19 protein-coding genes are annotated in these 23,647 nt (G+C 64.6%); 13 read left to right on the top strand and 6 right to left on the bottom strand.

Annotation, left to right across the window (positions count from 1 at the left end):
* Position 1 precedes the first annotated feature (1 nt).
* The 5 genes from atpD (at position 2) to L8V00_RS03945 (ending at position 4,255) form a co-directional block, all read left to right on the top strand.
* A complete protein-coding gene (gene atpD / locus L8V00_RS03965) occupies positions 2-1,447 on the top strand; it encodes a F0F1 ATP synthase subunit beta (RefSeq protein ID WP_035003546.1) in 1,446 nt (481 codons plus the stop codon).
* A gap of 12 nt (positions 1,448-1,459) precedes the next feature.
* The gene (locus tag L8V00_RS03960; RefSeq protein ID WP_034985587.1) at positions 1,460-1,831 is read left to right on the top strand and encodes a F0F1 ATP synthase subunit epsilon; all 372 of its coding nucleotides are present in this window, start codon (positions 1,460-1,462) and stop codon (positions 1,829-1,831) included.
* A gap of 103 nt (positions 1,832-1,934) precedes the next feature.
* Positions 1,935-2,354, top strand: coding sequence for a DUF2550 domain-containing protein (locus L8V00_RS03955; protein WP_049049867.1), 420 nt, complete (start codon positions 1,935-1,937; stop codon positions 2,352-2,354).
* A 36-nt stretch (positions 2,355-2,390) separates the two neighbouring features.
* Complete coding sequence (gene nucS, locus L8V00_RS03950; RefSeq protein ID WP_034985584.1) at positions 2,391-3,116, top strand: endonuclease NucS; 726 nt, start codon at positions 2,391-2,393, stop codon at positions 3,114-3,116.
* A gap of 98 nt (positions 3,117-3,214) precedes the next feature.
* On the top strand, positions 3,215-4,255 hold the full coding sequence (locus tag L8V00_RS03945; RefSeq protein WP_269944277.1) for a tetratricopeptide repeat protein: 1,041 nt from the start codon (positions 3,215-3,217) through the stop codon (positions 4,253-4,255).
* A 6-nt stretch (positions 4,256-4,261) separates the two neighbouring features.
* On the opposite strand, the gene glgB is transcribed toward L8V00_RS03945, so the two are convergent.
* Positions 4,262-6,397, bottom strand: a complete 2,136-nt coding sequence (gene glgB / locus L8V00_RS03940; protein WP_269944276.1) for a 1,4-alpha-glucan branching protein GlgB — start codon at positions 6,395-6,397, stop codon at positions 4,262-4,264.
* 11 nt (positions 6,398-6,408) lie between these two features.
* A complete protein-coding gene (locus tag L8V00_RS03935) occupies positions 6,409-8,433 on the bottom strand; it encodes an alpha-1,4-glucan--maltose-1-phosphate maltosyltransferase (RefSeq protein ID WP_269944275.1) in 2,025 nt (674 codons plus the stop codon).
* A gap of 68 nt (positions 8,434-8,501) precedes the next feature.
* Between L8V00_RS03935 and L8V00_RS03930 the strand changes: the two genes are divergently transcribed.
* The 5 genes from L8V00_RS03930 to L8V00_RS03910 all read left to right on the top strand — a co-directional run bounded on the left by L8V00_RS03930 (position 8,502) and on the right by L8V00_RS03910 (position 13,488).
* A complete protein-coding gene (locus L8V00_RS03930) occupies positions 8,502-9,443 on the top strand; it encodes an ABC transporter ATP-binding protein (protein ID WP_141741141.1) in 942 nt (313 codons plus the stop codon).
* 41 nt (positions 9,444-9,484) lie between these two features.
* Complete coding sequence (locus L8V00_RS03925; protein WP_005292956.1) at positions 9,485-10,396, top strand: NUDIX hydrolase; 912 nt, start codon at positions 9,485-9,487, stop codon at positions 10,394-10,396.
* A gap of 9 nt (positions 10,397-10,405) precedes the next feature.
* Positions 10,406-11,632 carry a THUMP-like domain-containing protein gene (locus L8V00_RS03920; protein ID WP_035003526.1) on the top strand — a complete coding sequence of 409 codons (1,227 nt, stop codon included), beginning with the start codon at positions 10,406-10,408 and terminating at the stop codon, positions 11,630-11,632.
* A gap of 92 nt (positions 11,633-11,724) precedes the next feature.
* Positions 11,725-12,513 (top strand): electron transfer flavoprotein subunit beta/FixA family protein, encoded by a 789-nt coding sequence (locus L8V00_RS03915; RefSeq protein ID WP_034985575.1) that lies wholly within the window; start codon positions 11,725-11,727, stop codon positions 12,511-12,513.
* Between the two features lie 21 nt (positions 12,514-12,534).
* Positions 12,535-13,488 carry an electron transfer flavoprotein subunit alpha/FixB family protein gene (locus L8V00_RS03910; protein WP_269944274.1) on the top strand — a complete coding sequence of 318 codons (954 nt, stop codon included), beginning with the start codon at positions 12,535-12,537 and terminating at the stop codon, positions 13,486-13,488.
* Positions 13,489-13,578: 90 nt separating this feature from the next.
* Here the strand turns inward: L8V00_RS03910 and L8V00_RS03905 are convergent, their stop codons facing one another.
* Positions 13,579-14,778 carry an ATP-binding protein gene (locus L8V00_RS03905; protein WP_269944273.1) on the bottom strand — a complete coding sequence of 400 codons (1,200 nt, stop codon included), beginning with the start codon at positions 14,776-14,778 and terminating at the stop codon, positions 13,579-13,581.
* A gap of 302 nt (positions 14,779-15,080) precedes the next feature.
* On the opposite strand from L8V00_RS03905, the gene L8V00_RS03900 reads away from it, so the two are divergent.
* From L8V00_RS03900 to L8V00_RS03890, 3 genes are all read left to right on the top strand, one after another.
* Positions 15,081-16,346, top strand: a complete 1,266-nt coding sequence (locus L8V00_RS03900; protein ID WP_420840024.1) for a cysteine desulfurase family protein — start codon at positions 15,081-15,083, stop codon at positions 16,344-16,346.
* 68 nt (positions 16,347-16,414) lie between these two features.
* Positions 16,415-17,665: a tRNA 2-thiouridine(34) synthase MnmA gene (gene mnmA / locus L8V00_RS03895; RefSeq protein WP_269944272.1), complete on the top strand. Its 1,251-nt coding sequence runs from the start codon at positions 16,415-16,417 to the stop codon at positions 17,663-17,665.
* 7 nt (positions 17,666-17,672) lie between these two features.
* Positions 17,673-18,788, top strand: coding sequence for a uroporphyrinogen decarboxylase/cobalamine-independent methonine synthase family protein (locus L8V00_RS03890; protein ID WP_269944271.1), 1,116 nt, complete (start codon positions 17,673-17,675; stop codon positions 18,786-18,788).
* A 7-nt stretch (positions 18,789-18,795) separates the two neighbouring features.
* Here the strand turns inward: L8V00_RS03890 and L8V00_RS03885 are convergent, their stop codons facing one another.
* From L8V00_RS03885 to L8V00_RS03875, 3 genes are read right to left on the bottom strand one after another with little or no spacing between them, the layout of a single operon-like run.
* Positions 18,796-19,626 (bottom strand): aldo/keto reductase, encoded by an 831-nt coding sequence (locus L8V00_RS03885; protein ID WP_269944270.1) that lies wholly within the window; start codon positions 19,624-19,626, stop codon positions 18,796-18,798.
* A gap of 23 nt (positions 19,627-19,649) precedes the next feature.
* Complete coding sequence (ligA, locus tag L8V00_RS03880; protein WP_269944269.1) at positions 19,650-21,707, bottom strand: NAD-dependent DNA ligase LigA; 2,058 nt, start codon at positions 21,705-21,707, stop codon at positions 19,650-19,652.
* Between the two features lie 25 nt (positions 21,708-21,732).
* A complete protein-coding gene (locus L8V00_RS03875) occupies positions 21,733-23,625 on the bottom strand; it encodes a vWA domain-containing protein (protein WP_269944268.1) in 1,893 nt (630 codons plus the stop codon).
* Between the last annotated feature and the right edge of the window lie 22 nt (positions 23,626-23,647).

Raw genomic sequence — 23,647 nt, 5'->3', positions numbered from 1 at the left:
TATGACTACAGCAAACCAGGTTCAGCCTTCTGCTGAATCGGCTGTTGCGGGCCGCGTCGTGCGAGTTATCGGCCCGGTCGTCGACGTGGAGTTTCCGCGCGGCCAGCAGCCAGCACTGTTCAACGCACTGACCGTCGAGGTTGACCTCGAGGCAGTGGCAAAGACCATCACCCTGGAGGTTGCACAGCACCTCGGGGACAACCTCGTGCGCGCCGTGTCCATGGCGCCGACCGACGGCCTGATCCGTGGCGCTGAGGTTACCGACACCGGCAAGCCGATTTCCGTACCGGTCGGCGACGTTGTCAAGGGCCACGTCTTCAACGCTCTGGGCGACTGCCTGGACGAGCCGGGCCTGGGCCGCGACGGCGAGCAGTGGGGCATCCACCGCGAGCCACCGGCATTCGACCAGCTCGAGGGCAAGACCGAGATCCTGGAGACCGGTATTAAGGTCATCGACCTGCTGACCCCGTACGTGAAGGGCGGCAAGATCGGCCTGTTCGGTGGTGCAGGTGTGGGTAAGACGGTGCTCATCCAGGAGATGATTACCCGTATTGCCCGCGAGTTCTCCGGTACCTCCGTGTTCGCCGGTGTTGGTGAGCGTACCCGTGAGGGCACCGACCTCTTCCTGGAAATGGAAGAGATGGGCGTGCTGCAGGATACCGCGCTTGTGTTCGGCCAGATGGACGAGCCGCCGGGAGTCCGTATGCGCGTGGCTCTGTCCGGTCTGACCATGGCGGAGTACTTCCGCGATGTTCAGAACCAGGACGTGCTGCTGTTCATCGACAACATCTTCCGTTTCACCCAGGCTGGTTCTGAGGTTTCGACCCTGCTGGGTCGTATGCCTTCTGCCGTGGGCTACCAGCCCACCCTGGCTGACGAGATGGGTGTTTTGCAGGAGCGTATTACCTCGACCAAGGGTCGTTCCATTACCTCCCTGCAGGCCGTTTACGTGCCGGCCGATGACTACACCGACCCGGCACCGGCTACGACCTTCGCCCACCTGGATGCGACGACCGAGCTGGATCGTTCCATCGCCTCGAAGGGTATTTACCCCGCAGTGAACCCGCTGACCTCTACCTCTCGTATCCTCGAGCCGGGTATCGTCGGCGAGCGTCACTACGAGGTTGCCCAGCGCGTGATCCACATCCTGCAGAAGAACAAGGAGCTGCAGGACATCATCGCCATCCTGGGTATGGACGAGCTCTCGGAAGAGGATAAGATCACCGTTCAGCGTGCACGTCGCCTGGAGCGCTTCCTGGGCCAGAACTTCTTCGTTGCGGAGAAGTTCACCGGCCTGCCGGGCTCCTACGTGCCGCTGAAGGACACGATCGATGCCTTCGAGCGCATCTGCGACGGCGAGTTCGACGCTTACCCGGAGCAGGCCTTCAACGGTCTGGGTGGCCTGGACGATGTCGAGGCTGCTTACAAGAAGATGACCGAAAAGTAAGGGGTTAAGCACATGGCTGAGATTGCCGCACAACTGGTCTCCGTGGAACGTCCGCTGTGGGTTGGTACCGCAACGTCCGTTACCGCGCAGACCACTGAGGGCGAGATCGGCGTGCTCCCTGGTCACGAGCCTCTGCTCGGCCAGCTGGTCGAGAACGGCGTCGTTACCATTCGGACGAACACCGGTGAGAAGCTGGTGGCCGCGGTGCAGGGCGGGTTCCTGTCCGTGTCCTCCAAGAAGATCACCATTCTGGCGGATTCTGCAACGTGGGCCAGCGAGGTCAACGTTGCGGATGCCGAGTCCCGCAAGCAGTCTGCAGAGACTGAGCACGACAAGGCCGTCGCAGAGTCCGAGTTGCGCGCTGTGAAGCGTATGGAAGCTTAAGAGCTATCTAGCTTTAAACTTCCCGACAAACGGGTTCCACTGTTTTCACGGTGGGGCCCGTTTTGCTTTTTCGAAACCCACTTCATGCCTGTAAGTTAGGTATATGGCGTGGTTGTTGTATTTTCTTGCGGCGGTGGCGCTGTTCGTCGTCATCGCCGTTGTGTGGCGCTTTTTTGCGCTGCGTTCCCAGGGGTATCCCGTGGTCGTCCGGCGCCTGCCAAATTCTGATGGCAGGCACTGGCGCCACGGGATTTTGAAGTATTCGGGCCAATCCGCCAAGTTCTACAAGCTGCGTAGCCTGCGCCCCGCTTCGGATGTAGTGCTTACGCGCCTGGGCACCGCAATTGTTTCTCGCCGCGAGATCACCCTACGAGAGTCCGCCTTCTTGGAGGACGACGTGCACATCGTCGAGGTGGTTCACCGCAAGACGCATTGGGAGATCGCCCTGGATAGTGCAGGGGATACCGCGTTGGTGTCTTGGCTGGAATCCGCCCCTTCGGAACGCCGCATACCCCGTCATTGAGTCGTCGCCGGCTTGCGTAGCGTAGGCTGAACAACCATGCGCTTAGTCATTGCCCGCTGCTGTGTCGATTACGTCGGACGCCTGGAGGCCCACCTGCCGCCCGCCGACCGTCTGATCTTGGTGAAGGCCGATGGTTCGGTCTCTATCCACGCCGACGATCGTGCGTATAAGCCGCTCAATTGGATGATGCCGCCGTGTTCCCTCGAGGTCGTCGAGGCTAGCTCTTTTGATGCTGATGACGCCCCTACGGAGTATTCGGAGCTTGGAAATGAGGGGGTCGAGCAGTTGTGGATCGTCACGAATCCAAAGGGGGAGCAGCTGCGGATCCAGATTTTCGAGATCTACTCCGATACGGAGCACGACCTCGGGGAGGACCCAGGCCTGGTGAAGGATGGCGTGGAGGCACACCTGCAGGAGCTGCTGGCTGAGCAGATTGAGATTTTGGGTGAGGGGTACTCCTTGATCCGCCGGGAGTACCCGACGGCTATCGGGCCGGTGGACATTCTGTCTAAGGACTCGACTGGCGCGACGGTGGCCGTGGAGATCAAGCGCCGTGGTGGTATCGACGGTGTGGAGCAGCTTACCCGCTATGTGGAACTGCTGAATCGGGACGAGCTGCTGGCTCCGGTAACGGGCGTGTTTGCCGCCCAGGAGATCAAGCCACAGGCTCGCACACTGGCGGAGGACCGCGGTTTCCGTTGCGTTACCCTGGACTATGAAGCAATGCGAGGAACCGACTCCTCGGAGCTGCGGCTTTTCTAGAAGACTCAGCTCTCTTAGTCGGTTTTAGCCCTCAAGGCGATTATTTTCTCCCGCGCGGCCAGCGCGTGGGAGGGCAAGTGAGAAAGGACACTTTCAAGGTGACGAATCCTTCTAATACTCCTCCGTCCCGTTTCGTGGCCGGGGCGGTGGACCTGGGCGCGGTGAAGCAGCAGGCGGAGCAGCGGGCACAGGCGCAGGCTCGCGCTGCCCAGGCTGGCGCAGCCGCTGGAGTCGCAGGAGGTGCTGGCGAGGCAGGTCAGCCGGGTGCGGCCGGTGGAACCGGCGCAGGAGGCACCGGAGCTTCCGTAGCTTTCGTAAGTACCATTACCCCGGAGAACTTCGAGCTGGACCTCGTCGTTCGTTCCACTCAGGTGCCGGTGGTTACGCTGTTGGGTTCCGCCCGCTCGGAAGCCTCGGAGCAGATGCGCCAGGACTTCACCAAGCTGGCTGAGTCCCAGCAGGCGCCGACCAAGTGGCTCTTCCGTTACGTGGATGTGGATGCCACCCCGGAGGTCGCCCAGGCCTTCGGCGTACAGGCAATCCCCACCGTCATCGCGCTGGCAGCCGGGCGCCCGCTAACCAACTTCGAAGGCGGCCAGCCCGCCGCACAGCTGCACGGCTGGGTAGATGCTGTCGTGCAGGCGGTAGACGGCAAACTGCGAGGCCTGGCCCCGGAGGAGGATCCGGCTAATGCGGCTGGCGGTGGCGCGGGTGCCGACTCGGATAGTGCTGATGCGAACCAGGATGCGGGCGACCCACGCCTGGCTGCCGCTGCCGAGAAGCTCGAGGCGGAGGATTACGCGGGCGCAATTGCGGAGTATGACGCCATCCTTGCCAACCCCGCGCAGGCCGATGAAGAGCTCGTAGGGGAGGCCCGCGCGGCGCGTGCTAACGCGCTGCTGGTGCAGCGCCTGTCCACGGGTGGGGACGAGTTCGCGGAATCCGACCGCCTGCTGCTGGCGGACGACAAGCCTAAGGCCTTCGACCTGCTGATCGAGGAGCTGCGTCCGTCCGCCGAGGGCAACGCGGATCACAAGAAGCAGGCGAAGGCTCGCCTGCTGGAGCTGTTCAGCCTGTTCGACCCGGCGGACCCGGAGGTCATCGCGGGCCGCACCCGCATGGCCTCGGCGCTGTTCTAGCCGGGCTTAGCTCTCCAGTACGAACCAGCGCGCGGTGTGCGCCGGGATCTGCAGTACGGCGGAGGCCTCCATACCGTGGGAGCCGGCGGGCTCCGTGTGCAGGTCGCCGTTCACGCGGCCGGCGCCCTCGTACTGCACGTCGTCGGTGTTCAGCACCTCGCGCCACGTGCCGGCCTGCGGCAGGCCGATGCGGTAGTTCTCTTGGGTGGTGCCCGAGAAGTTAATAACACACGCCAGCTCGCGCCCACGGTGGCGTCGAATAAAGGAAAGAACGTTATTCGTCGAGTCGTCGCTGGCGATCCACTGGAAGCCCTCCGGCGCGTGATCCTGCCCCAGAGCGAGCTCGGAGTGGTAGAGCTTGTTCAGCTGGCTGGTCAGGGCGCTGATGCCGCGGTGGAACTCGCCCTCCCAGCCCTCGAGGTCGTGCCAGTCCAGGCCGCGGGACTCGTTCCACTCCTCGGTCTGGCCCCATTCCTGGCCCTGGAAGAGCAGCTTCTTGCCCGGGTGCGCCCACATGAACGCCAGGTAGCTGCGCACCATCGCCGCCTTGTCCCAGGCGGAACCGGCGGGCATACGCGACCACAGGGTTCCCTTGCCGTGCACGACCTCGTCGTGGCTGATCGGCAGCACGTACTTCTCGGAGTAGGCGTAGACCATCGAGAACGTGATTTCGTTGTGGTGGTAGCTGCGGTAGGCGGGATCGCGCTGGATGTACTCCAGGCTGTCGTGCATCCAGCCCATGTTCCACTTCAGGCTGAACCCCAGGCCGCCCTCGCTGGTGGGGGCGGTCACACCCGGCCAGGAGGTCGACTCCTCGGCGATGGTCAGCGAGCCCGGGCACTCGCGGTGCACGGTGGCGTTCATTTCCTTCAGGAACTCCACCGCATCCAGGTTCTCGCGCCCGCCGAACTCGTTGGGCAGCCAGTCATCGCGGGAGTAATCCAGGTACAGCATCGAGGCCACGGCATCGACGCGCAGGCCGTCGATGTGGAACTCCTTGCACCAGTACAAAGCGTTCGCCACCAGGAAGTTGCGTACCTCGTTGCGCCCGAAGTCGAACACATAGGTGCCCCAGTCCGGCTGCTCGCCGCGGCGCGGATCCGGGTGCTCGTAGCAGGCCTCGCCGTCGAAGCGGCCCAGAGCCCAGCCGTCCTTGGGGAAGTGGCCGGGAACCCAGTCCATAATCACGCCGATGCCGGCGCGGTGCAGCGAATCGATCAGGTAGCGCAGGTCGTCCGGGCCGCCGTAGCGGTTGTTCGGCGCGTAGTAGCTGGTCACCTGGTAGCCCCAGGAGGGCTCGAAGGGGTGCTCGGAGACGCCCATGAGCTCTACGTGGGTGTAGCCCAGCTTCTGCACGTACTCCACCAGCTCCGCGGCCAGCTCCCGGTAGTTGCGCCCCTTGCGCCAGCTGCCTAGGTGCATCTCGTAGATGCTCATGGTCTCGTCCACGCCCACGGCGGCGCGGTGAGCCAGCCACTCGTCGTCGCCCCAGGCATAGTCGCTGTCCGCCACGACGATGGAAGCGGTCGCGGGGGCGGGCTCTGCCAGGCGCGCCATCGGGTCGGCCTTGTCCAGGCGTACGCCGTCGCCGGTGGTGATGGAGAACTTGTAGTGCGCCCCGGCACCCACGCTGGGGATCCACAGTTCCCAGATGCCGCTGCTACCCAGCGCGCGCATGGGGTGTTGGTTAGCGTTCCAGCCGTTGAAGTCGCCGATCACGGAAACACCCGCGGCATGCGGCGCCCACACGGAAAAGGACACGCCGCCGTCCAGCACGTGCGAGCCGAGCACCTTCCACAGCTCCTCGTGCCGCCCCTCTCCGATGAGGTAGCGATCCAGGTCGCCGACGGTAGGCAGACGCCGGTAGGGGTCTTCCAGGGTGGCGGTGGTGCCGCCGGCCCAGGTGACTTCGAAGACGTAGGTGTCTACGAAGTAATCCACGGTTGCGGTGAACAGCGCCGGGTATTCTTCGGCCGCCGCCATCGGCACCGGCTCGCCGCCGTTGATGCGCACGGCGACGGACTCCGCCCCGCACTGAACCGTGCGAATGGTGGTGGTTCCGTCTCCGTTTTCGTGTGCCCCAAGCACGTCGTGCGGGGCGTGGTGCCTACGTTCTGCGAGCCGGTGGTAATCGTGGTTCATACCCGCCGATTCTACCTGCGGGGATCGTATTCTTCCTGGGCTCGCATGCAAACGCGCTCGCGCTCACCCTCACCAAGGGTGGGCAGCCGGAAGATGTGCGCAACCTGGAAGTCCGGGTCCAGGCGCACGTAGTTGCTGGCGCCCCAGGTGTAGGTCTGGTTCGTCGGCAGGTCGGTGACCTCGAAGTGCGCCTCCTCCGGCGCGCCCAGGCCTAGCGCTTCGGTATCCAGGTACACAGAGCCCTCGACAATCGCGTTGGGGTTCAGGTTTACCACCACGAGCACCGCGTTGCCGGTAACACCGTCGACCTTCGAGTACGCGAGGAGGTCGTCGCTCGTGGTCTCGTGCAAGCGCAGGGTGCGCTGCTGCTGCAGCGCCGGGTTTTCTTGACGCCACAGGTTCAGATCCCTGATCCATTCAGCGCAGTTGTCCACTGAGTAGTCGCGCGGACGCAGCTCGTACTTCTCGGAGTCCAGGTATTCCTCCGAGCCCGCGTGAACCGGCGTGGATTCGTAGATCTCAAAGCCGGAGTACACGCCCCACAGCGGGGAGAGGGTGGAGGCCAGAGCGGCGCGGATAGCGAACATGGCCTTGCCGCCGGTCTGCAGGGATTCGTGCAGGATGTCCGGGGTATTGACGAACAGGTTCGGGCGGAAGACATCGGCGTAGTTGGCGATGTCCCCGGCGAACTCCTCCAGCTCCTCCTTGGTGGTCTTCCAAGTGAAGTAGCTGTAGGACTGCGTGAAACCCGCCTTGGCCAGGCCGTAGAGGCGTGGCGGTCGGGTGAAGGCCTCGGAGAGGAAGACCACGTCCGGGTCGGTGGCGTGGACCTCGGCGATCAGCCACTGCCAGAAGTTCGTGGGCTTGGTGTGTGGGTTATCCACGCGGAAGATGCGCACGCCGCGGCCGATCCACAGGCGCACAACCTTCAGCACCTCGCGGTACAGACCCTCCGGGTCGTTGTCGAAGTTCAGCGGGTAGATGTCCTGGTACTTCTTCGGAGGGTTCTCGGCGTAGGCGATGGTGCCGTCCGGCAGCACGGTGAACCACTCCGGGTGCTCCTTGGCCCACGGGTGGTCGGGGGCGCACTGCAGCGCAAGGTCCAGGGCGACCTTCAGACCCTGCTTGTTGGCGGCGGCGACGAAGTTCTCGAAGTCCTCGACGGTACCGAGGCGTGGGTGTACGGCCTCGTGGCCGCCGTCCTTGGAGCCGATGGCCCACGGGGAGCCGACGTCCTCCGGGGTGGGGGTCAGAGTGTTGTTCTTACCCTTGCGGTTGATCTCGCCGATCGGGTGAATCGGCGGCAGGTACAGCACGTCGAAGCCCATGTCCGCGATGCGCGGCAGGTCCGCGGCAGCGGTGGCGAAGGTGCCGTGCACCGGGTTGCCGTTGGCATCCCAACCGCCAGTGGAGCGGGGGAACATCTCGTACCAGGCGCCCACGCCGGCGGTCTTTTCCTCCACCAGCACGTGGAACTCCGGGCCGCGGGTCAGCAGGTCGCGCAGCGGGCGCTTGTCCAGGGCCTCCTTGATTTCCGGAGACAGGGCGGTGGCCAGGCGCTCGTCGATGCTCAAGGATTCATCGCGCAGCTGGCCTGGCACGGAAGCCACCAGCTCCCGGTGCTTACGGGAGGCCTTCTCCGCCGCCCGCTCGAACAGGCGCGCGCCGAGCTCAAAATCATTGGCCAGCGCCTGGGCATCCTGTCCTGCGGCTACCTTCTTGGTGATTGCGTTGAACCATGTGGCTGCTGGATCCGACCAGGCGTCAACACGAAAGGTCCACATACCCGGCACATCCGGAACGAACACGGCATGGCGACGGTCGACGTCATCGGGGTCAGGCGACATCGTGATCTTCGCGCGGCCACCCTCGGCACCGGCGGGGCGACGGACGACGAGGGTGGCGGAGATGGCGTCGTGCCCCTCGCGCCAGACGCTCGCGCTGACCGGAAACACCTGGCCGACGATGGCCTTGGCGGGGGTGGCTCCGTGGGAGATGACGGGGGAGATGCAGTCGATGCCGAGGCGGCCGGTCATGGGGAAGCTCCTTTAAATGGCAGTGGGGATCCGTTGGCAGTTCGCGTTGGTGCTTACACAGCAAGCCTATGTTGTTGGCACACTTCGCGCGGATCTTGAGGCACCATGGGGGAGTGAGCGAGAACGTGACGAACTTGATTTCCACCCCGGCCACCGCGCAGGTTGACGAGGACGACCTGATCGTAAACATGCGCAACGTCTCCGTCGTGCGCGACGGACGAGCCATCCTGGCGCCGATGGATTGGCAGGTGGAGCTGGACGAACGCTGGATCATCGTCGGCCCCAACGGGGCGGGCAAGACCACCCTGATGCGCCTGGCATCCGCGCAGATGTTCCCGACCACTGGCACCGTGAAGCTCATCGGCGAGCAAGTGGGCAAGGTGGACCTGCGCGAGCTGCGCACCGCCATCGGCATGAGCTCCTCGGCGCTGGCGCAGCGCGTGCCGGGGGATGAGAAGGTCGCGGACATCGTGATTTCCGCCGGCTATGACGTGCTGGGCCGCTGGCGCGAGGATTACGACGAGCTGGACTACGAGCGCGCCATTGAGATCCTGGAAAGCGTCGGCGCCTACCACCTGGCCGAGCAGACCTGGAGGACCCTAAGCGAAGGTGAGCGCAAGCGCGTGCTGATCGCCCGCGCCCTGATGAACGACCCCGAGCTGCTACTGCTGGACGAGCCGGGCGCCGGCCTGGACCTCGGCAGCCGCGAGGACCTGGTGGCGCTGCTGTCGGACCTGGCGGCGGATGCGGACTCGCCGGCGATCGTGATGATTACCCACCACGTAGAGGAGATCCCGCCGGGGTTCACCCACGCCCTGCTGCTGGACGAGGGCGAGGTTGTTGCCCAGGGCATCCTGGAAGACGTAATGACCAGCGAGAACCTCACCCGCACCTTCCACCAGCCGATCGAGGTTAAGCACGAAGACGGCCGCTGGTTCGCCCGCCGCAGCCGCCAGCGCCGGGGTAGCCACCGTTCCGGTGGGGCCGGTGGAGCCAGTGGAGCCCGGTGAAGACAGCGACCGCCGCTAGGAAGATCGGTAGACTCTGATCCATGAAGGAAAACCGTTTGGGCCCAGTGCAGCCACGTCACGCGTCAACGGTGATTCTGTTGCGCGACACGTTGTCGGGGATCGAGGTGTACGTCCAGGAGCGTGCCTCGACCATGAAATTCTGCGCGGAGATGACGGTTTTCCCAGGCGGCGGGGTGGATTCCCGAGATATGCCGGGAGACGTCGACGGCGATGGCCACATGTCGCCGGCCATCAATTGGCAGGGCGCAGAGGTCAAATGGTGGGCCAAGCGCCTGCAGAAACCAGAATCCATGGCCCGCGCCCTGGTCTGCGCCGCGGTGCGCGAGACCTTCGAGGAGTGCGGCACGCTGCTGGCCACCCACCGCGATGGCTCCCCAGTGGTGGACACCACTCCCTACCAGGAAGAACGCAAGCTGCTGGAAAACCACCAGCTGAGCTTCTCCGACTTCATGAGCAACAACAATCTCGTCTTGCGCTCCGACCTGCTGCGCCCCTGGGCTAACTGGGTCACTCCGGTGGAGCAGCCGATCCGCTACGACACGGCCTTCTTCGTGGCCGCCATGCCGGAGGGGCAGGAGACCAGGGCCGATACTCCGGAGGCCACCTCGACGGGCTGGTTCCGCCCCTCCACGCTGTTGGATGGCTGGCGCTCCCGCAAGATCTCCCTGATGCCGCCGACGTGGGCGCAGCTGAAGTTGCTGGATACCTTCCGCACCGTCGAGGAAGTGTTGGATTTTTCCTCCAGTCTCTCCGTCGACCCGGTGCTCGAGGAGCCCGTCGACGAGCCGTACATGGCCGAGTACTACCTGATGGAACAGCAGATGTACGGCGCGCCCGCTCGCCAGTTCGCGCCGGGCATGAAGTTCGTCGTAGACCCCGCCGAGATGCCGGAGAACCCTTTCGCCATTCGTCCCCACTCCTACGAGCAGTAGCGCGCAAAGATGGCCTTTTCTGCCGCCGAGCTGGATTTTCTGCTCGCCGATTGCGCCGCTGGCTCGCCCCTTATTAATGACGCCACCACGTACCAGCTGACCAAGAAATCTCTCGTGCAGGACCTTTCTCACCTGCGAAAGGCACACGGCGAGCACGCTCGTGCCCTGGTGGAACTGGTACAGGCCCGCCGGGCAGGCAAGCTGCTGGAGAATTGGCTGATGGATAGCGAATCGGTTCAGCAGGCCACCCCGCCGGTAGTCGCCGCATGGCGCGCGGAGGTGTTGAAGGGCGCCGGGGTGGAGGCTGCCGTGGATGTCACCTGCAGCATCGGCACCGAGCTGCACGCGCTGGCCAATGCAGGGCTGCGGGCACTGGGCGGGGACCTGGACCACCAGCGCCTGCGGATGGCTCGCTTCAATGTGCCGGAAGTTCCGGTCGTGCGGATGGATGCGCTGCGACCCGCGTTCGCCGGTGACCTGAAATCCGGCGCACTGAAATCCGGCGTGGTGGTGGCGGACCCCGCACGCCGGAACTCCTCGGGGCGCATCACCAAGCTGGACGACCTGCAGCCGCCACTGCCGGAACTTATGGACTGCTACGACAAACTGGTGGTCAAATGCGCGCCGGGTATCGACTACTCCGAGTTCGACGGCCACGTGGAGGTCGTTTCCGTCGACGGAGGAGTAAAGGAGACGTGCCTGTATTCACCCGCGATCCTCGGGCGGGGGCGCCGGGCGGTGGTGATGGGGGCGTCATCAGTTAAAGAAACAGTGACAAGCGACGAGCCCGAGACCGACCGCGTGGGCGGGGTAGGGCGCTACATCGTGGACCCCGATGGTGCCATCGTGCGCGCCGGGCTGGTGCGCCAATACGCGGCGCGGCATGGGCTGTGGCAGCTGGACCCCCACATCGCGTACCTAACCGGCGACGAGCTGCCCGCGGGCGTGCGAGGCTTTGAGGTTGTGGAAGAAGTGCCGCTGAAAAAGGCGCGTTCTGCGTTGGTGGGGTTGGGTGCGAAGAGCGTGGAGATCCTCGTGCGCGGTGTGGATGTGGACCCCGATGAGCTGCGGAAGAAGTGGAAGCTGAAGAAGGGCAACGCAGGCGGAAACGGTGGCGCAAGCGGTGCCGGAGCGGCTGATACTGCTTACTCCGTGGTGGTTACGCGCATCGGCGAGGGCGGCGCTGCCAAGGCTGTGGCATTTATTTGCCGGGCTCGTCGCAGCTCGCGGGGGTAGTTCTAAAACAATATAAGAAATTTGTGGCGGTGGTCACCTGGTGGTAGGTACTATGGTGCCAAATCACAATACCCAAGCAGGAAGGTCAACGAATGTCGAACATCGTTGTTCTGGTTAAGCAGGTGCCGGACACCTACTCCGAGCGCAAGCTCACCGACGATGACTTCACCCTCGACCGCGACAGCGCAGACGCTGTCCTGGACGAAATTAACGAAAACGCTGTTGAGGCTGCACTGCAGCTGAAGGAAGCAGACAGCTCCCGCAACGTCATCGTTCTGTCCGTCGGCCCGGAGCGCGCAACCGAGGCGCTGCGTAAGGCACTGTCCCTGGGCTGCGACGAGGCCAAGCTGGTTGTCGACGAGAACCTGGCTGGCTCCGACGCACTGGGCACGGCATGGACCCTGTCCAACGCTCTGAACCAGATCGAGGACATCGAGCTGATTATCGCCGGTAACGCCTCCACCGACGGTGGCGCTGGCTCCATCCCGGGCCTGCTGGCTGAGTACCGCCAGATCCCGGCTCTGACTCACATGGAAGAGCTGAGCGTTGAGGGCGGCAAGGTCACCGGTAAGCGCGTTACCGAAGAGGGCGTGTTCGGCCTGGAGGCTCCGACCCCGGCCATCGTGTCTGTGACTGAGAAGTCCAACACCCCGCGCTTCGCTGCCTTCAAGGGCATCATGGCTGCCAAGAAGAAGACCATCGAAGAGCTGTCTCTGGAAGAGATTGGCGTGGACGCTGCGAACGTTGGCCTGGCAAACGCCACCACCTCCGTTTCCGCTTCCACCCCGAAGCCGCCGAAGTCGGCTGGTGAGATCGTCAACGACGAGGGCGAGGGCGGCAAGCAGCTGGTCGAGTTCCTGGTCAAGGAAAAGCTGGTTTAAGGGAAGTAGGGATTTAAGGACATGACCAACGTACTAGTACTGGTTGAGCACGGTGAGGGTCAGCTGAAGAACTCCACCGTCGAGCTGATCACCGCTGCACGTGTGTTTGGCACCGTCGGCGCCGTCGTTGTTGGCGCTCCCGGCACCACCGAGAAGCTGCAGGGCGCACTGGCCGAGGCTGGCGCAGAGACCATCTACGCCGCAGAGTCCGACCAGGCAGAGTTCCTGCTGGTTACCCCGGAGGTCGACGCACTGTCCGGCCTGGCAGCTCAGCTGCAGGTTCCGGTTATCGTCTCCGCTACCGCAACCGGCAACGAGGTTGCAGGCCGCGTAGGCGCTCGCGTTGCTTCCGGTGTTCTGTACAACACCAGCAGCATCACCGCCGAGAAGTCCGCTGAGATCAGCATCTTCGGTGGCGCTTACACCGTTACCGCTTCCGCCGCTGGCGCATCCCCGGTCTTCACCCTGGCTCCGGGCTCCCTGGATCCGGAGCCGCAGGCTGCCGCTGGCAACGTCCAGCAGGTTGAGCTGCCGGGTGCTGGCCCGACCGCCGTCACCATCACCTCCTTCGCTCCGGCTGAGGCTGGCGACCGTCCGGACCTGACCGAGGCCAACATCGTGGTCTCTGGTGGCCGTGGCGTGGGTGGCTCCGAGGGCTTCACCGACGTTGTCGAGCCGCTGGCCGACGTCATGGGTGCCGCTGTTGGTGCTTCCCGTGCGGCTGTGGACGCCGACTACTACCCGGGCAAGTTCCAGGTTGGTCAGACCGGTGTTACGGTCTCCCCGAACCTGTACATCGCACTGGGTATCTCCGGCGCTATCCAGCACAAGGCTGGTATGCAGACCTCCAAGACCATCGTTGCTGTGAACAAGGACGAAGAGGCTTCCATCTTCGAGATCGCAGACTTCGGTGTTGTCGGCGACCTGTTCAAGGTTGCTCCGCAGGCTACCGAGGAGCTGAAGAACCGCAAGTAGTTCTTCGCCCTAGGCTTTAACAGCCGGCGCCCTTTCGCTTAGCTTTTCGCAGGCGGGAGGGCGCCGGTTTTTCTTGTGCCCTGTTCGGCGCTATGCGTCCTGCTGTCGGATGTAGTCCTCCATGTACGGCAGCGTGAATCGCACGCGACCGAATCCCGCTGACTCGATCAGATCGCGGGTAATCAGGCGGCTCCGCCACGTGGACAGGCCCCTCGGCTCCACGCCCAGGTGAGTGGCGATGTCGCCAGTCTTGACAGCTCTCGTTGCCGGTGCTGCTGCGCTCACCGATTCTGGTTCGGACGCCCCTTCGTTGGCACTAATCGCAGCCATCGCGCGGAGGAAGTTCATTTCGCCCTCCGGCAGGCGGCTGAGTGCGGGCCGGTGGACGTGGCTAGTCATGCGGTCGATAGCCCGCTGGGAGGCCGTCTCCACGTGTGTGGCTTCGATGGTGTTCGAACTGTCGATCCCGGCGGCCGCCCAGGACAGTGCGCCAACCACTTGGATGAGGTATGGGTATCCGCGGCAAATGTCGGTGGCGCGGACTAGGGCGTCATCAGTAAAAGGGCGGCCAGAATCCGCGGCGGTGATGGCGAGGGTCTTCGAGACTTCCTCAGTCGGCACAGCGTGGAGGTCTACGCGGAAGGCGCGGCGGAGGAACGTGGTGCCCTCGTGCTGCAGTAGCGTGTCCACGCCGTGGGGCAGACCTGCGCAGACGAAGGCGATGTCGCGCTCGTCGCGCATGAGGTCCTGGACCGCTGTGGCCAGGCGGTGGAGCTGGTCGAGGTCGGCGGATTGCAGCTCGTCGAGGGTGATGAGGATGCCAGTGCCGGTGATTGCGTCGGAGAGTTCGCGCAGGCGGGTGATGAGCGTCGGTACGCTACGGAGTTCTTCGGCCCGCGAGTGCGCTTCCGTGCGGAAGCTGCCCACGCCGGTGATGGAGGCCCCGGAAAGCTTGCGCTCTGGTGGCTGCTCGATGCTGGTGATGGCGGTGGGAATGGTCGTTTCAACCAGCTCCGCGATCATGTCGCTATTGGGGTAGGCGCGCAGGACGATCCAACCCTGGGCGCGGGCTTTGTCCTCGATCTCGTTAAGCAGCACCGTTTTGCCCACGCCACGTAGACCGCTGGCTAAGATCGTGCGGTGCGGGGAGCCGGGACCCTCGGCGAGACTGAGCTCGAAATCCTGCAGCAGCTCGGCCCTGCCGGCCAGGTAGTACGGCGACGTGCCGAAGCTGGGGCGGAAGGGGTTGCGCTGGCCGTTTTCGGCGGCCTGGCGTGAGGAGTCGGTCATGCTTCACAGCATAGTGGAGCTTTGCTAGATTCTGTTAGATCTGTTAGATCTCAGTGGGCTTGTTAGAAGTGTTAGATCCGGGATCTTTCGATCCGGCTGTGTCCTTGTCTGTGTCCCTGTCCGTGTCCTTGCCCTTATTGTTCTTCCGAAGCAAATAGATGATCGCGATGAGCATCCCAGGAACTGCAAGGACAAGACCCATTGTTATCGCTCTTGTAGCTATCGACTCTGGCTACCTCAATAGTATCAAGAGGCAACGGTCCCGTGAGCGGTGTGCGGTGCCCAAGAAGTAGGGTAGGGGCGTGAACAAGACCAACAGCGCAGAAACCGACGGTGCGGGAACTAGCGGCGCGGGAGCTGGTGCCGCGGGAGGTAGTGCAGCGAGCGCGCGGGGGCGCCTGTACGTGGACAACGCGGCGTCCCAGGCCCTGCGGCCCGAAGCGCAGGAGGCGATGGAGCGTGCTGCAGGGCTGCTAAACCCTGCTGGCCAGTACAAGACAGGTCGCGATGCCCGCCGCAGCCTCGAGGACGCCCGCGAACAGATCGCCGAACTCCTCGGTGCGGATGCAGCAGAGGTGATCTTCACCGGCTCCGGCACGGAGGCCGACAACATCGCCATCCAGGGGCTAGCGTTTGGTTCGAAGGCTCACCGTGGCGCACACGTGATCGCCAGCTCCGACATCGAACACCCCGCCGTGGTCGAGTCCGTCGACTGGCTCACGGCCGGGCCGCTCGATCTGGGCTTTGACCGTGTGGTCCTTCCTGTGGACGCCGCCGGCCGCATCCGCGCCGAAGACTGGATTGCCGGTCTAGAAGATAGCGCGGGCGCGCCCAGCGACCTGGCGCTGCTGACCTGCATGTGGGCCAACAACGAAACCGGCGCAATCCAGCCGTTGGAGAGTCTCGCCAGCTTCGCCCGCGACAACGGCGTACCCTTCCACACCGACGCGGTGCAAGCTGTCGGCCACATCCCCGTCGACTTCCACGCCCTCGGCGCCACCACGCTGGCCGCCAGCGCCCACAAGTTCGGCGGCCCGAAGAACACGGGCCTGCTGCTCGCCCGCCGGGACGCGGACATCTTAAGCCCCGTGCGCGGAGGCGGCCAGGAGCGAAAGCTCCGCTCCGGCACAGTGAACGTGCAGGGTGCGGTGGGATGTGCGGCGGCGCTGGCGTCATCAATTAAAGAACTAGAACAAGCAACCGCCAGAATGCGCGTGGCGCGCGAGAGGCTACGGGCGGCGGCGCAGAGCATCGACGGCGTGCGGATCTGGACCCCCGAGGTCGGCGCACTGCCCGGGCACCTGCACATGAGCTTCCCCGGCGCGGAGGGCGACTCACTGATCATGCTTTTGGACGCCGCCGGGGTGGACGCATCGACGGGCTCCGCCTGCAGCGCCGGGGTGAACCGCGCCAGCCACGTGCTGACCGCCATGGGCGTGCCAGTGGACGTGGCAAGGGGAGCGCTGCGGCTAACCCTGGGTGCGGACATCACCGAAAAACAGGTCGAGTACCTGGCGGACATCCTGCCGCGCGTGGTCGAGCAGGCCCGCGCCGCCGGAATGGCCTAGCTGGGCGGCCTAGTTGGGCGGGGCAGCAGAATGGCCTAAGAGGCCGATACCCGAGTAGGGTGCCAAACATGCGAGTAGTAGCAGCAATGAGTGGCGGTGTGGATTCCGCCGTGGCGGCCTCCCGAGCGCTCGAGGCCGGGCACGAAGTGATCGGCGTACACCTGGCGCTATCCCAGTCTCCCGAGGCCGTGCGGGCGGGGTCGCGAGGGTGCTGCTCCCTGGAAGACTCTGCGGACGCGCGGCGCGTGGCCGACAAGCTGGGGATCCCTTTCTACGTGTGGGACTTCTCCGACCGCTTCAAGGCCGACGTGATCGACGATTTCGTGGATTCCTACGCCATCGGCGAGACCCCGAATCCGTGCCTGCGCTGCAACGAGAAGATCAAGTTCGAGGCGCTGCTGGACCGTTCCATCGCGTTGGGATTCGATGCCGTGGTGACCGGCCACTACGCCCGCCTGCACGACGGCGTGATGCGCCGCGGCGTGGACGCGAATAAGGACCAGTCCTACGTGCTGGGCGTGCTGACCGACGAGCAGTTGGCGCACTGCATGTTCCCGGTCGGCGACACGATCAAGCCGGAGATCCGCGAGGAGGCGAAGGACCGCGGCTTCGGCGTGGCTTCCAAGCCGGATTCCCACGACATCTGCTTCATCCCCGACGGGCAGACGCAGGCATTTCTTGGGAAGAAGATCGGTCTGCGGCCGGGGCTCATGAAGGACCAGGACGGCTCGACTGTTGCCGAACACGACGGCGTGTACGGCTTCACCATCGGCCAGCGCAAGGGATTGGGGCTGCCGCGCGAGGGCCTGGACGGCAAGCCGCGCTATGTGACGGATATTGACGCCGCCACGGGCACCGTGACCATCGGTCAGCGCGACGATCTACGGGTCGGTGGGATTACGGCCGATCGGCTGAAGCGCCTGGACCCTTCCGTGCATGGCCGCGAGTTTGAGTGTGAGGTGCAGGTGCGCGCCCACGGTGGGGTAGTGCCCGCCACCGCACGGCTGGTGGACGACCCGGAGGGGACCACGCCGGCGGGGCGCGTCAAGAAGGAGGGCGAGAGCCCGTGGCGCCTGGAGCTAGACCTGCACGAGCCGTTGCAGGGCGTGGCGCGCGGTCAGGCCGCTGTGGTCTACCAGCCGGACGCCGACGGCGACATCCTGCTGGGCAGCGGCACCATCCGCGCCACCGCGCCGTGGAACGACGCGGGTGAGTCTGCGCCGCGGAACGACGCGGATGAGCCTGCGCCGCGGGATAGCACTGCGGACGCCGAAGCCGCTGGCAGCGCGGGTGAGCGCGCAACGCCGGCAGAGGCGTAGCGCGGCGATGGCAGACAACACCGAGCAGTCGGAGCCGATCGGGCGCCTGGGCTGGTGGGAGAGCACCGTCACGGACCATGCGGAGGTGCGCGCCGCGATGCAGTCCGCGCTGACCCGCACGTGCGACGTGGACGAGGACACAGGCGTGCCGCCGGTTATGTCGTTTCCCCGCTGCGGGCGGGCGGGAGATCTCACTGCGCTGACGGCCAGCTTCGCGCAGCTGCCGATCCGCGCTAATCCCCGCGGGTGGGAGCTGACTGCCCACCCGAGCCTGGAATCCCGGCGCATGGACGGCTGGGTACGCGAGGCCACGGATGCCGCCGAGGAGCTGCTGACGGGCAAGGTCGAGCGGCTGATGCTGCACGTCACCGGCCCGTGGACCTTTGGTGCGGAGGTGGAGTTCCGCGGCCACCCCGTGCTGCGCGACCGCCCGGCGTTTAAGGACTGCGCCCTGCACCTGGGTTTCGGCGTGGAGCAGATCGCCGGTGCGCTGTCAGCGGCGCTCGGCTGCGAGGTCGTCATCGCACTTCACGAGCCGCGCGTCCGCGAGGTCATGGGCGGCCTGCCCGGCGCCACCCGCTTCGACACCATCCCCGCCGTCGACCGCGAGTTCATCTACGGGGTGTGGCAGCGCTTCCAGCAGCAGGTCGCGCGCCCGGTGGTGCTGGATCCGGGGTCTTTCATCGATGACGCCCTCTCGCACGCGCCGGGCTTCCACCGCATCGTGGTGCTCGCGGATCAGTTGCAGACAACCAGCGGCAAGGACCTGGTTGGCGGGATGATCGGACGCGGCCAGGGGATTGGCTGGGCGGTGCCCCAGGCGGCGCCGTCGGTGGGCGGGGAGACTCCCGGCGCCCCAGGGGATACTGCTGTGCATCCGGGGCCAGCCGGTGGGGAGAGTGTCGGCGCCCCTGCCGAGGACGTCAGTGGGGCCGACGTGGAGGCCGCCGCGGGCGACATCGCCCGCGCCGTTCTGCGCCAGTGGGAGCAGTGGACCCTGCCCGCCGACGAACTGCCGGGGCTGGTGGACATTGTGGTGCCCGAGGGCAAGCGCAGCGCCGCGCAGGCCTCCGTGGCGGCAGCTCGGGCGCGCCACGCGGCGGCCCTGCTCTGGCGCAACTGATTTCGCGCTAAAACTCCTCGTAGACCGCCGGGTCCTGGTTCTTCCGGCGCCCGTCCGGGCGCCCCAGCGCGGTGATCGCCTCGATCTCCGCGTCAGTCAGCGTCACGTTCAGCGAGTCCAAGTTTTCGCGCTGCCGCTCCTCAGAGGCAGCCTTCGGGATCGCCAGCACCCCGCGGCCGCGGTGCCACGCTAGGACGACCTGCCCGGGGGATGCGGAGTGGGCGTCAGCAATCTCGGCAATGACCGGCTCCTCCAGAACCGCGCCGCGCAACAGCGGCGACCAGGCCTGCGTCACGATGCCGAGCTCGCGGTGTGCCGCGACGGCCTCGGCCTGCGGGAAGTGCGGGTGCAGCTCGATCTGGTTGACCACCGGGTACTCGCCGGTGGCGGCGTGGACGGCCTCCAAGTGCTCGGGCAGGAAGTTGCACACGCCCACGTGGCGGATCAGCCCGCGTTCGCGCAGCTCCAGCAGCGTTTCGAAGGCTTCGACGTAGTGGCCCTGATTGGGATTCGGCCAGTGGATGAGGTGCAGGTCGATGCGGTCCACGCCTAAGCGGAAGAGGGATTCCTCGACGGAGGCGACAGCGTCGTCGTGCCGCTGGTAGCGGCCGGGCAGCTTGGAGGTGACGATCACCTGGTCGCGGCGGATTCCGCTGGCGCCGGTCGCAGCGCGGACACCCGCGCCCACCGCGCCCTCGTTTTCGTAGTTGTAGGCCGTGTCGATCAGACGGTAACCCGCACGGATGCCCGCGGACACGGAGTCCGCGCCAGCCTGGCCCTGCAGCTTGTATGTGCCGAGCCCGATCTCCGGGAGGGAAAGAGCTGTAGTTTCAGTCATTCGTTCCTGCCTCTCTACTCAGTTCAGTCTTGCGCCGTTCGGTTTGCGCCGTTTTCCAGCAGCTCCTTAAAGCCTGCCTCGTCCAGCACCGGCACACCCAGGTCCTCGGCCTTCTTCAGCTTGGAACCAGCCTTTTCGCCTGCCACCAGGAAGTCCGTCTTCTTCGACACGCTGCCCGCCGCCTTGCCGCCGCGAGCCTCGATAGCCTCCTTCGCAGCCGTGCGGTCGAAGTCCTCCAACGAGCCGGTGACCACGATCGTCAGGCCCTCCAACAGTGCAGAGTCCACGCCAGACGCCTCGCCGGAAGCATCCTCGGCCTCCCGGCGCATCCGCACGCCAGCCGCCGCCCAGCGGTCCACGATCCGGCGGTGCCAATCCACCGTGAACCAATCCGAGATCGACTCCGCGATCGTCTCTGCTACACCGTCGATGCCGGCCATCTCCTCGACTGAGGCCGAGGCGATGTCCTCCACGGACTCGAAATGCTTCGCCAAAGCCTTCGCCGCAGTCGGCCCCACGTGCCGGATGGACAGAGCCACCAGCACCCGCCACAGGTCCGCCTCCTTCGCAGTCTGCAGCTTCTCCAGCAATGTCTCACCGGACTTATTCAGTTTCCCGGCCTTCGTCGCATAGGAACTGGTCTTTTCCAGATCCTCGGCGCTCAAGTCGAATAGCTCCGACTCGTCGGCCAGCACACCGGAATGGATCAGATCATAAGCGCCCTTTTCCCCCAAGGCGTCGATATCAAAAGCCTTGCGGGAAGCCAGGTACGTCAACCGGGTATGCAACTGGCCAGGACAGTATTGCGTGTTGGGGCAACGCCAGTCGGCGTCACCAACCTTCGAAGGAGCCAAACGGGTGCCGCACTCGGGGCAGAACGTCGAGAACAGGAAAGGCCGCTCCGCACCCGTGCGCTTGTCCTCAACCGGGCCCAGCACCTCCGGGATGACCTCGCCGGCCTTGCGGATGGTGATCGTATCGCCCAGCATCACGCCCTTGCGGTGCGCCTCCGTCGGGTTGTGCAGCGTGGCCATCGAGACCGTGGAGCCCGCGACGTACTTCGGCGCCATGACGGCATAAGGCGTGGCGCGACCCGTGCGGCCAATGCCGACGCGGATGTTGTGCAGCGTGGTCATCGCCTCCTCCGGCGGGTACTTGTAGGCGATCGCCCAGCGTGGGGCACGGCTGGTGTGGCCCAGCTCCAGCTGCTCTTCCAGGGAATCGACCTTGACGACCAGCCCGTCCATCTCGTGCGCAGCGTCGTGGCGGTGCTCACCCCAGTACTCGACCTGCTGCTGGACCTCCTTGGCGGAGTGAACCTGCTTCGTGTACGGACTGACCGGCAGCCCCCACGCGGCAATCGCGCGATACGCATCGTGCTGGGACGCGGGGGAGAAGCCCTCGCGCGCGCCGATCCCGTGGCAAATCAACTTCAGTGGGCGCTTGGCCGTGTCCGCGGAATTCTTCTGCCGCATCGCGCCCGCGGCGGCGTTGCGAGGGTTGGCGAACATCTTCAGCCCCTCGGCTTGGCGCTGGGCGTTCATGGCGGCGAAATCCTCGACGTCGATGAACACTTCGCCACGGATTTCCACCAGAGCCGGGACGGGGAACTCGTCGGTGCCGTGGAGGGTATCCGGGATGTCGTCGAGGGTCCGCGCGTTGTGGGTGATGTCCTCGCCCGTCGTACCGTCGCCGCGGGTCAGCGCGAGTTCCAGCTGGCCGTCGATGTAAAGGAGGTTTATTGACGCCCCGTCGATCTTCAACTCCGTCAGGTATGTCTTCGCGGGGGTGCGGTCCAGCCAGCCGGCGAGTTGCTCGGTATCAAAGACATTATCCAGGCTGAGCATCTGCTCGCGGTGGTCGACGTTGCGGAACGGACTGCTGGTGGGCGGAGCGGGGGCGACCTCCTCGGTGGGGGACGCGCCGGTGACGACCTCCGGGTGGGCCCGCTCTAGGTCTTTGAGTTCCTGCAGCAGGGCGTCGAAGTCCGCGTCCGAGATCTCCGGTTCGCCGTAGTAGTAGAGCTGCCGGTGGTGGCGCACCTGGTCAGCGAGTTCTTGCCAGCGGGATTGAGTACTCACCCCCGCTAGTCTACTTGCGGGGGATCTACTTGCGGCGGACGGTGGTGAAGTAGACGGCGCCGCCTGCGATCAGGACGATGGCCAGCAATCCCAGGCCGGCGTACATGATCGTTTGGCTCTGGGGGGCGTTGTCGATGTCCTTTGCCTGCGGGGCGGATCCGTCCGCGCCGGTGCTGCTTGGGGGTTCGGGGGAAGGAGCCGGACCAGGCTCGAGGGGTTGGCGCCACGCCGGCCCGTCAGCTCGCTCGCCTTCTACAGCGGCGGACAGGCGGAACTCGACTTCTTTGTTCGGCTTGCCGTTGTCGTTGTATCCCTCGAGGGAGACCACGAAGTACCACTGGCCGGCATCCGCTGTTCTCCAGTCCTGCTCGGCTCCTTCGCGGTTGAGGTAGTACACGTATGGCGTGTTGACAGCTTGAACGGTAACGGGAGCATTCTCTTCTAGCTCGTCCGACAAAGGTCTCGACGTAATCGCCCGGCGTGGGGATGCAATGTACAGATTCCCCCTGCGGGTACGGCTTCCCGGTTCCTCGTTCTTGTCGAACTCGACTTCCGCGACGGGGCGCTGACCCCAGTCGACGTTCATGCGGTAGAACTTCATCTCGCCTGGGACGAGGGTGTCGGAGACCGTGCTTTTAGTGATTTCAGGTGCAGTGGCGTAGGACGTGCCACCGGGGGTTGGCTGCGGAGAAGTGTCGGGGATTTCGATTTTGTCCCCGTCTTCAGGGACCCCGCTGCCGTACTTTGGCCCGGCTTCGGACTCGCTAGCTATGGGTTCAAAGCCGACGAGGATTTCGACCGGGAGTTCAGTGTCGTGTAAATCGCCAATGCCGGAAATCTTGATTCGATATTTCGTCGAGTCACATGACTGATCGGGAGTGATTGTGATGTTCTCTGCTGAAGGTGGGGCTGGCCAAATGTAATAGTCTTCGTAGGTCTCCCTATATTCACAAGAGTCGTTCCTGACCTCTGCTTCAGTGCCGTATTTGATCCAGTTGCCGCCCTCGAATCCTAATGGGATTGGGGTGATCGCGATCCGGCCTTGGGTGTTGTCCGGGACGCTGATGCTGAACCACTTCTCGTCGCCTTTTTCTTTTCCCTTGGGTGGAGAAGGCAGGCTGCTTTGGTAGAGGCCTTCGCCGAGGTAGAACCCGTTGTCGGGGTTGTCGGCTAATTGGACGGGCGTGCCCGAGGGCGTGCCGTAGTTCGGCACGCGCCCTTTCACGTCGATGAGTTCCACCAGGAGGTCTTGAATGTTATCGGCGTCGGAGTAGGTGCCGCCGGAGGCTTTGGCGATGCACTCGAGTACCTTTTTCCCCTTGTCATCAGCGTCCACACCGATGGTGTGAATGGTCTCCATTGGATCATTGTATGAAGTCTCGGCGTGTTCGCACGCAGGTGGATGCGGGCACGTGTCGATGCCAGAGGAAATGAGAACAATGCTGCGCTTTTTGCTGAAATCCATTTCCCTTTGGGCCTGCTTAAGGGCATTAGTGATCGGTGCATAGCCCTTGGGCTGCAGCTTGTTGATGTCACCTTCGAGGTCGGAAGCTTTGTTGTCCCCCAGAGGCGAAAGGGAAGTGATATCGAGGCAGCCACTGTTTTCGTTTTCGGGAGCTTTTGCTACCTCGGAGCCATATCCCAAGACCATGGTCTCTGACCTGTCGGCCACCGCTTTGGCTGTTTCGTTCGCGGCCTTCTTCGCCACGTCCATCCGGGTTTCGCTACCGCTTCCGCTGCTTTTCTCGGTCATGTGGCGTGAGGCGTCAACAATAATGGCGACCTGGCTATCGGTACCGTCACCGCGGCGCTGACCAGAACCGCCATGCTGGCCGGCACTGTCCTTATCCTGCGCTTGTGCGTCGACTGCCAAGGTCGGCACAAGAGCGAGGACAGTGAGGAAAGCCAGCAGCGCCATAGCGGCTCGCCGAGTTCGTGGC

This window comes from Corynebacterium evansiae (assembly GCF_027570065.1).
In the GTDB taxonomy this organism is placed as follows: domain Bacteria; phylum Actinomycetota; class Actinomycetes; order Mycobacteriales; family Mycobacteriaceae; genus Corynebacterium; species Corynebacterium evansiae.
The sequence above is the reverse complement of the archived record's forward strand: the minus strand, read 5'-3'. Positions and strand labels throughout refer to the sequence as shown.

Excerpts from the sequence above, each read along its gene's own strand:
- atpD (WP_035003546.1), top strand. The coding sequence starts at position 2 with ATGACTACAGCAAACCAGGTTCAGCCTTCTGCTGAATCGGCTGTTGCG.
- L8V00_RS03960 (WP_034985587.1), top strand. The coding sequence starts at position 1,460 with ATGGCTGAGATTGCCGCACAACTGGTCTCCGTGGAACGTCCGCTGTGG.
- L8V00_RS03955 (WP_049049867.1), top strand. The coding sequence starts at position 1,935 with ATGGCGTGGTTGTTGTATTTTCTTGCGGCGGTGGCGCTGTTCGTCGTC.
- nucS (WP_034985584.1), top strand. The coding sequence starts at position 2,391 with ATGCGCTTAGTCATTGCCCGCTGCTGTGTCGATTACGTCGGACGCCTG.
- glgB (WP_269944276.1), bottom strand. The coding sequence starts at position 6,397 with ATGAACCACGATTACCACCGGCTCGCAGAACGTAGGCACCACGCCCCG.
- L8V00_RS03935 (WP_269944275.1), bottom strand. The coding sequence starts at position 8,433 with ATGACCGGCCGCCTCGGCATCGACTGCATCTCCCCCGTCATCTCCCAC.
- L8V00_RS03930 (WP_141741141.1), top strand. The coding sequence starts at position 8,502 with ATGTTGTTGGCACACTTCGCGCGGATCTTGAGGCACCATGGGGGAGTG.
- L8V00_RS03925 (WP_005292956.1), top strand. The coding sequence starts at position 9,485 with ATGAAGGAAAACCGTTTGGGCCCAGTGCAGCCACGTCACGCGTCAACG.
- L8V00_RS03920 (WP_035003526.1), top strand. The coding sequence starts at position 10,406 with ATGGCCTTTTCTGCCGCCGAGCTGGATTTTCTGCTCGCCGATTGCGCC.
- L8V00_RS03915 (WP_034985575.1), top strand. The coding sequence starts at position 11,725 with ATGTCGAACATCGTTGTTCTGGTTAAGCAGGTGCCGGACACCTACTCC.
- L8V00_RS03910 (WP_269944274.1), top strand. The coding sequence starts at position 12,535 with ATGACCAACGTACTAGTACTGGTTGAGCACGGTGAGGGTCAGCTGAAG.
- L8V00_RS03905 (WP_269944273.1), bottom strand. The coding sequence starts at position 14,778 with ATGACCGACTCCTCACGCCAGGCCGCCGAAAACGGCCAGCGCAACCCC.
- mnmA (WP_269944272.1), top strand. The coding sequence starts at position 16,415 with ATGCGAGTAGTAGCAGCAATGAGTGGCGGTGTGGATTCCGCCGTGGCG.
- L8V00_RS03890 (WP_269944271.1), top strand. The coding sequence starts at position 17,673 with ATGGCAGACAACACCGAGCAGTCGGAGCCGATCGGGCGCCTGGGCTGG.
- L8V00_RS03885 (WP_269944270.1), bottom strand. The coding sequence starts at position 19,626 with ATGACTGAAACTACAGCTCTTTCCCTCCCGGAGATCGGGCTCGGCACA.
- L8V00_RS03875 (WP_269944268.1), bottom strand. The coding sequence starts at position 23,625 with ATGGCGCTGCTGGCTTTCCTCACTGTCCTCGCTCTTGTGCCGACCTTG.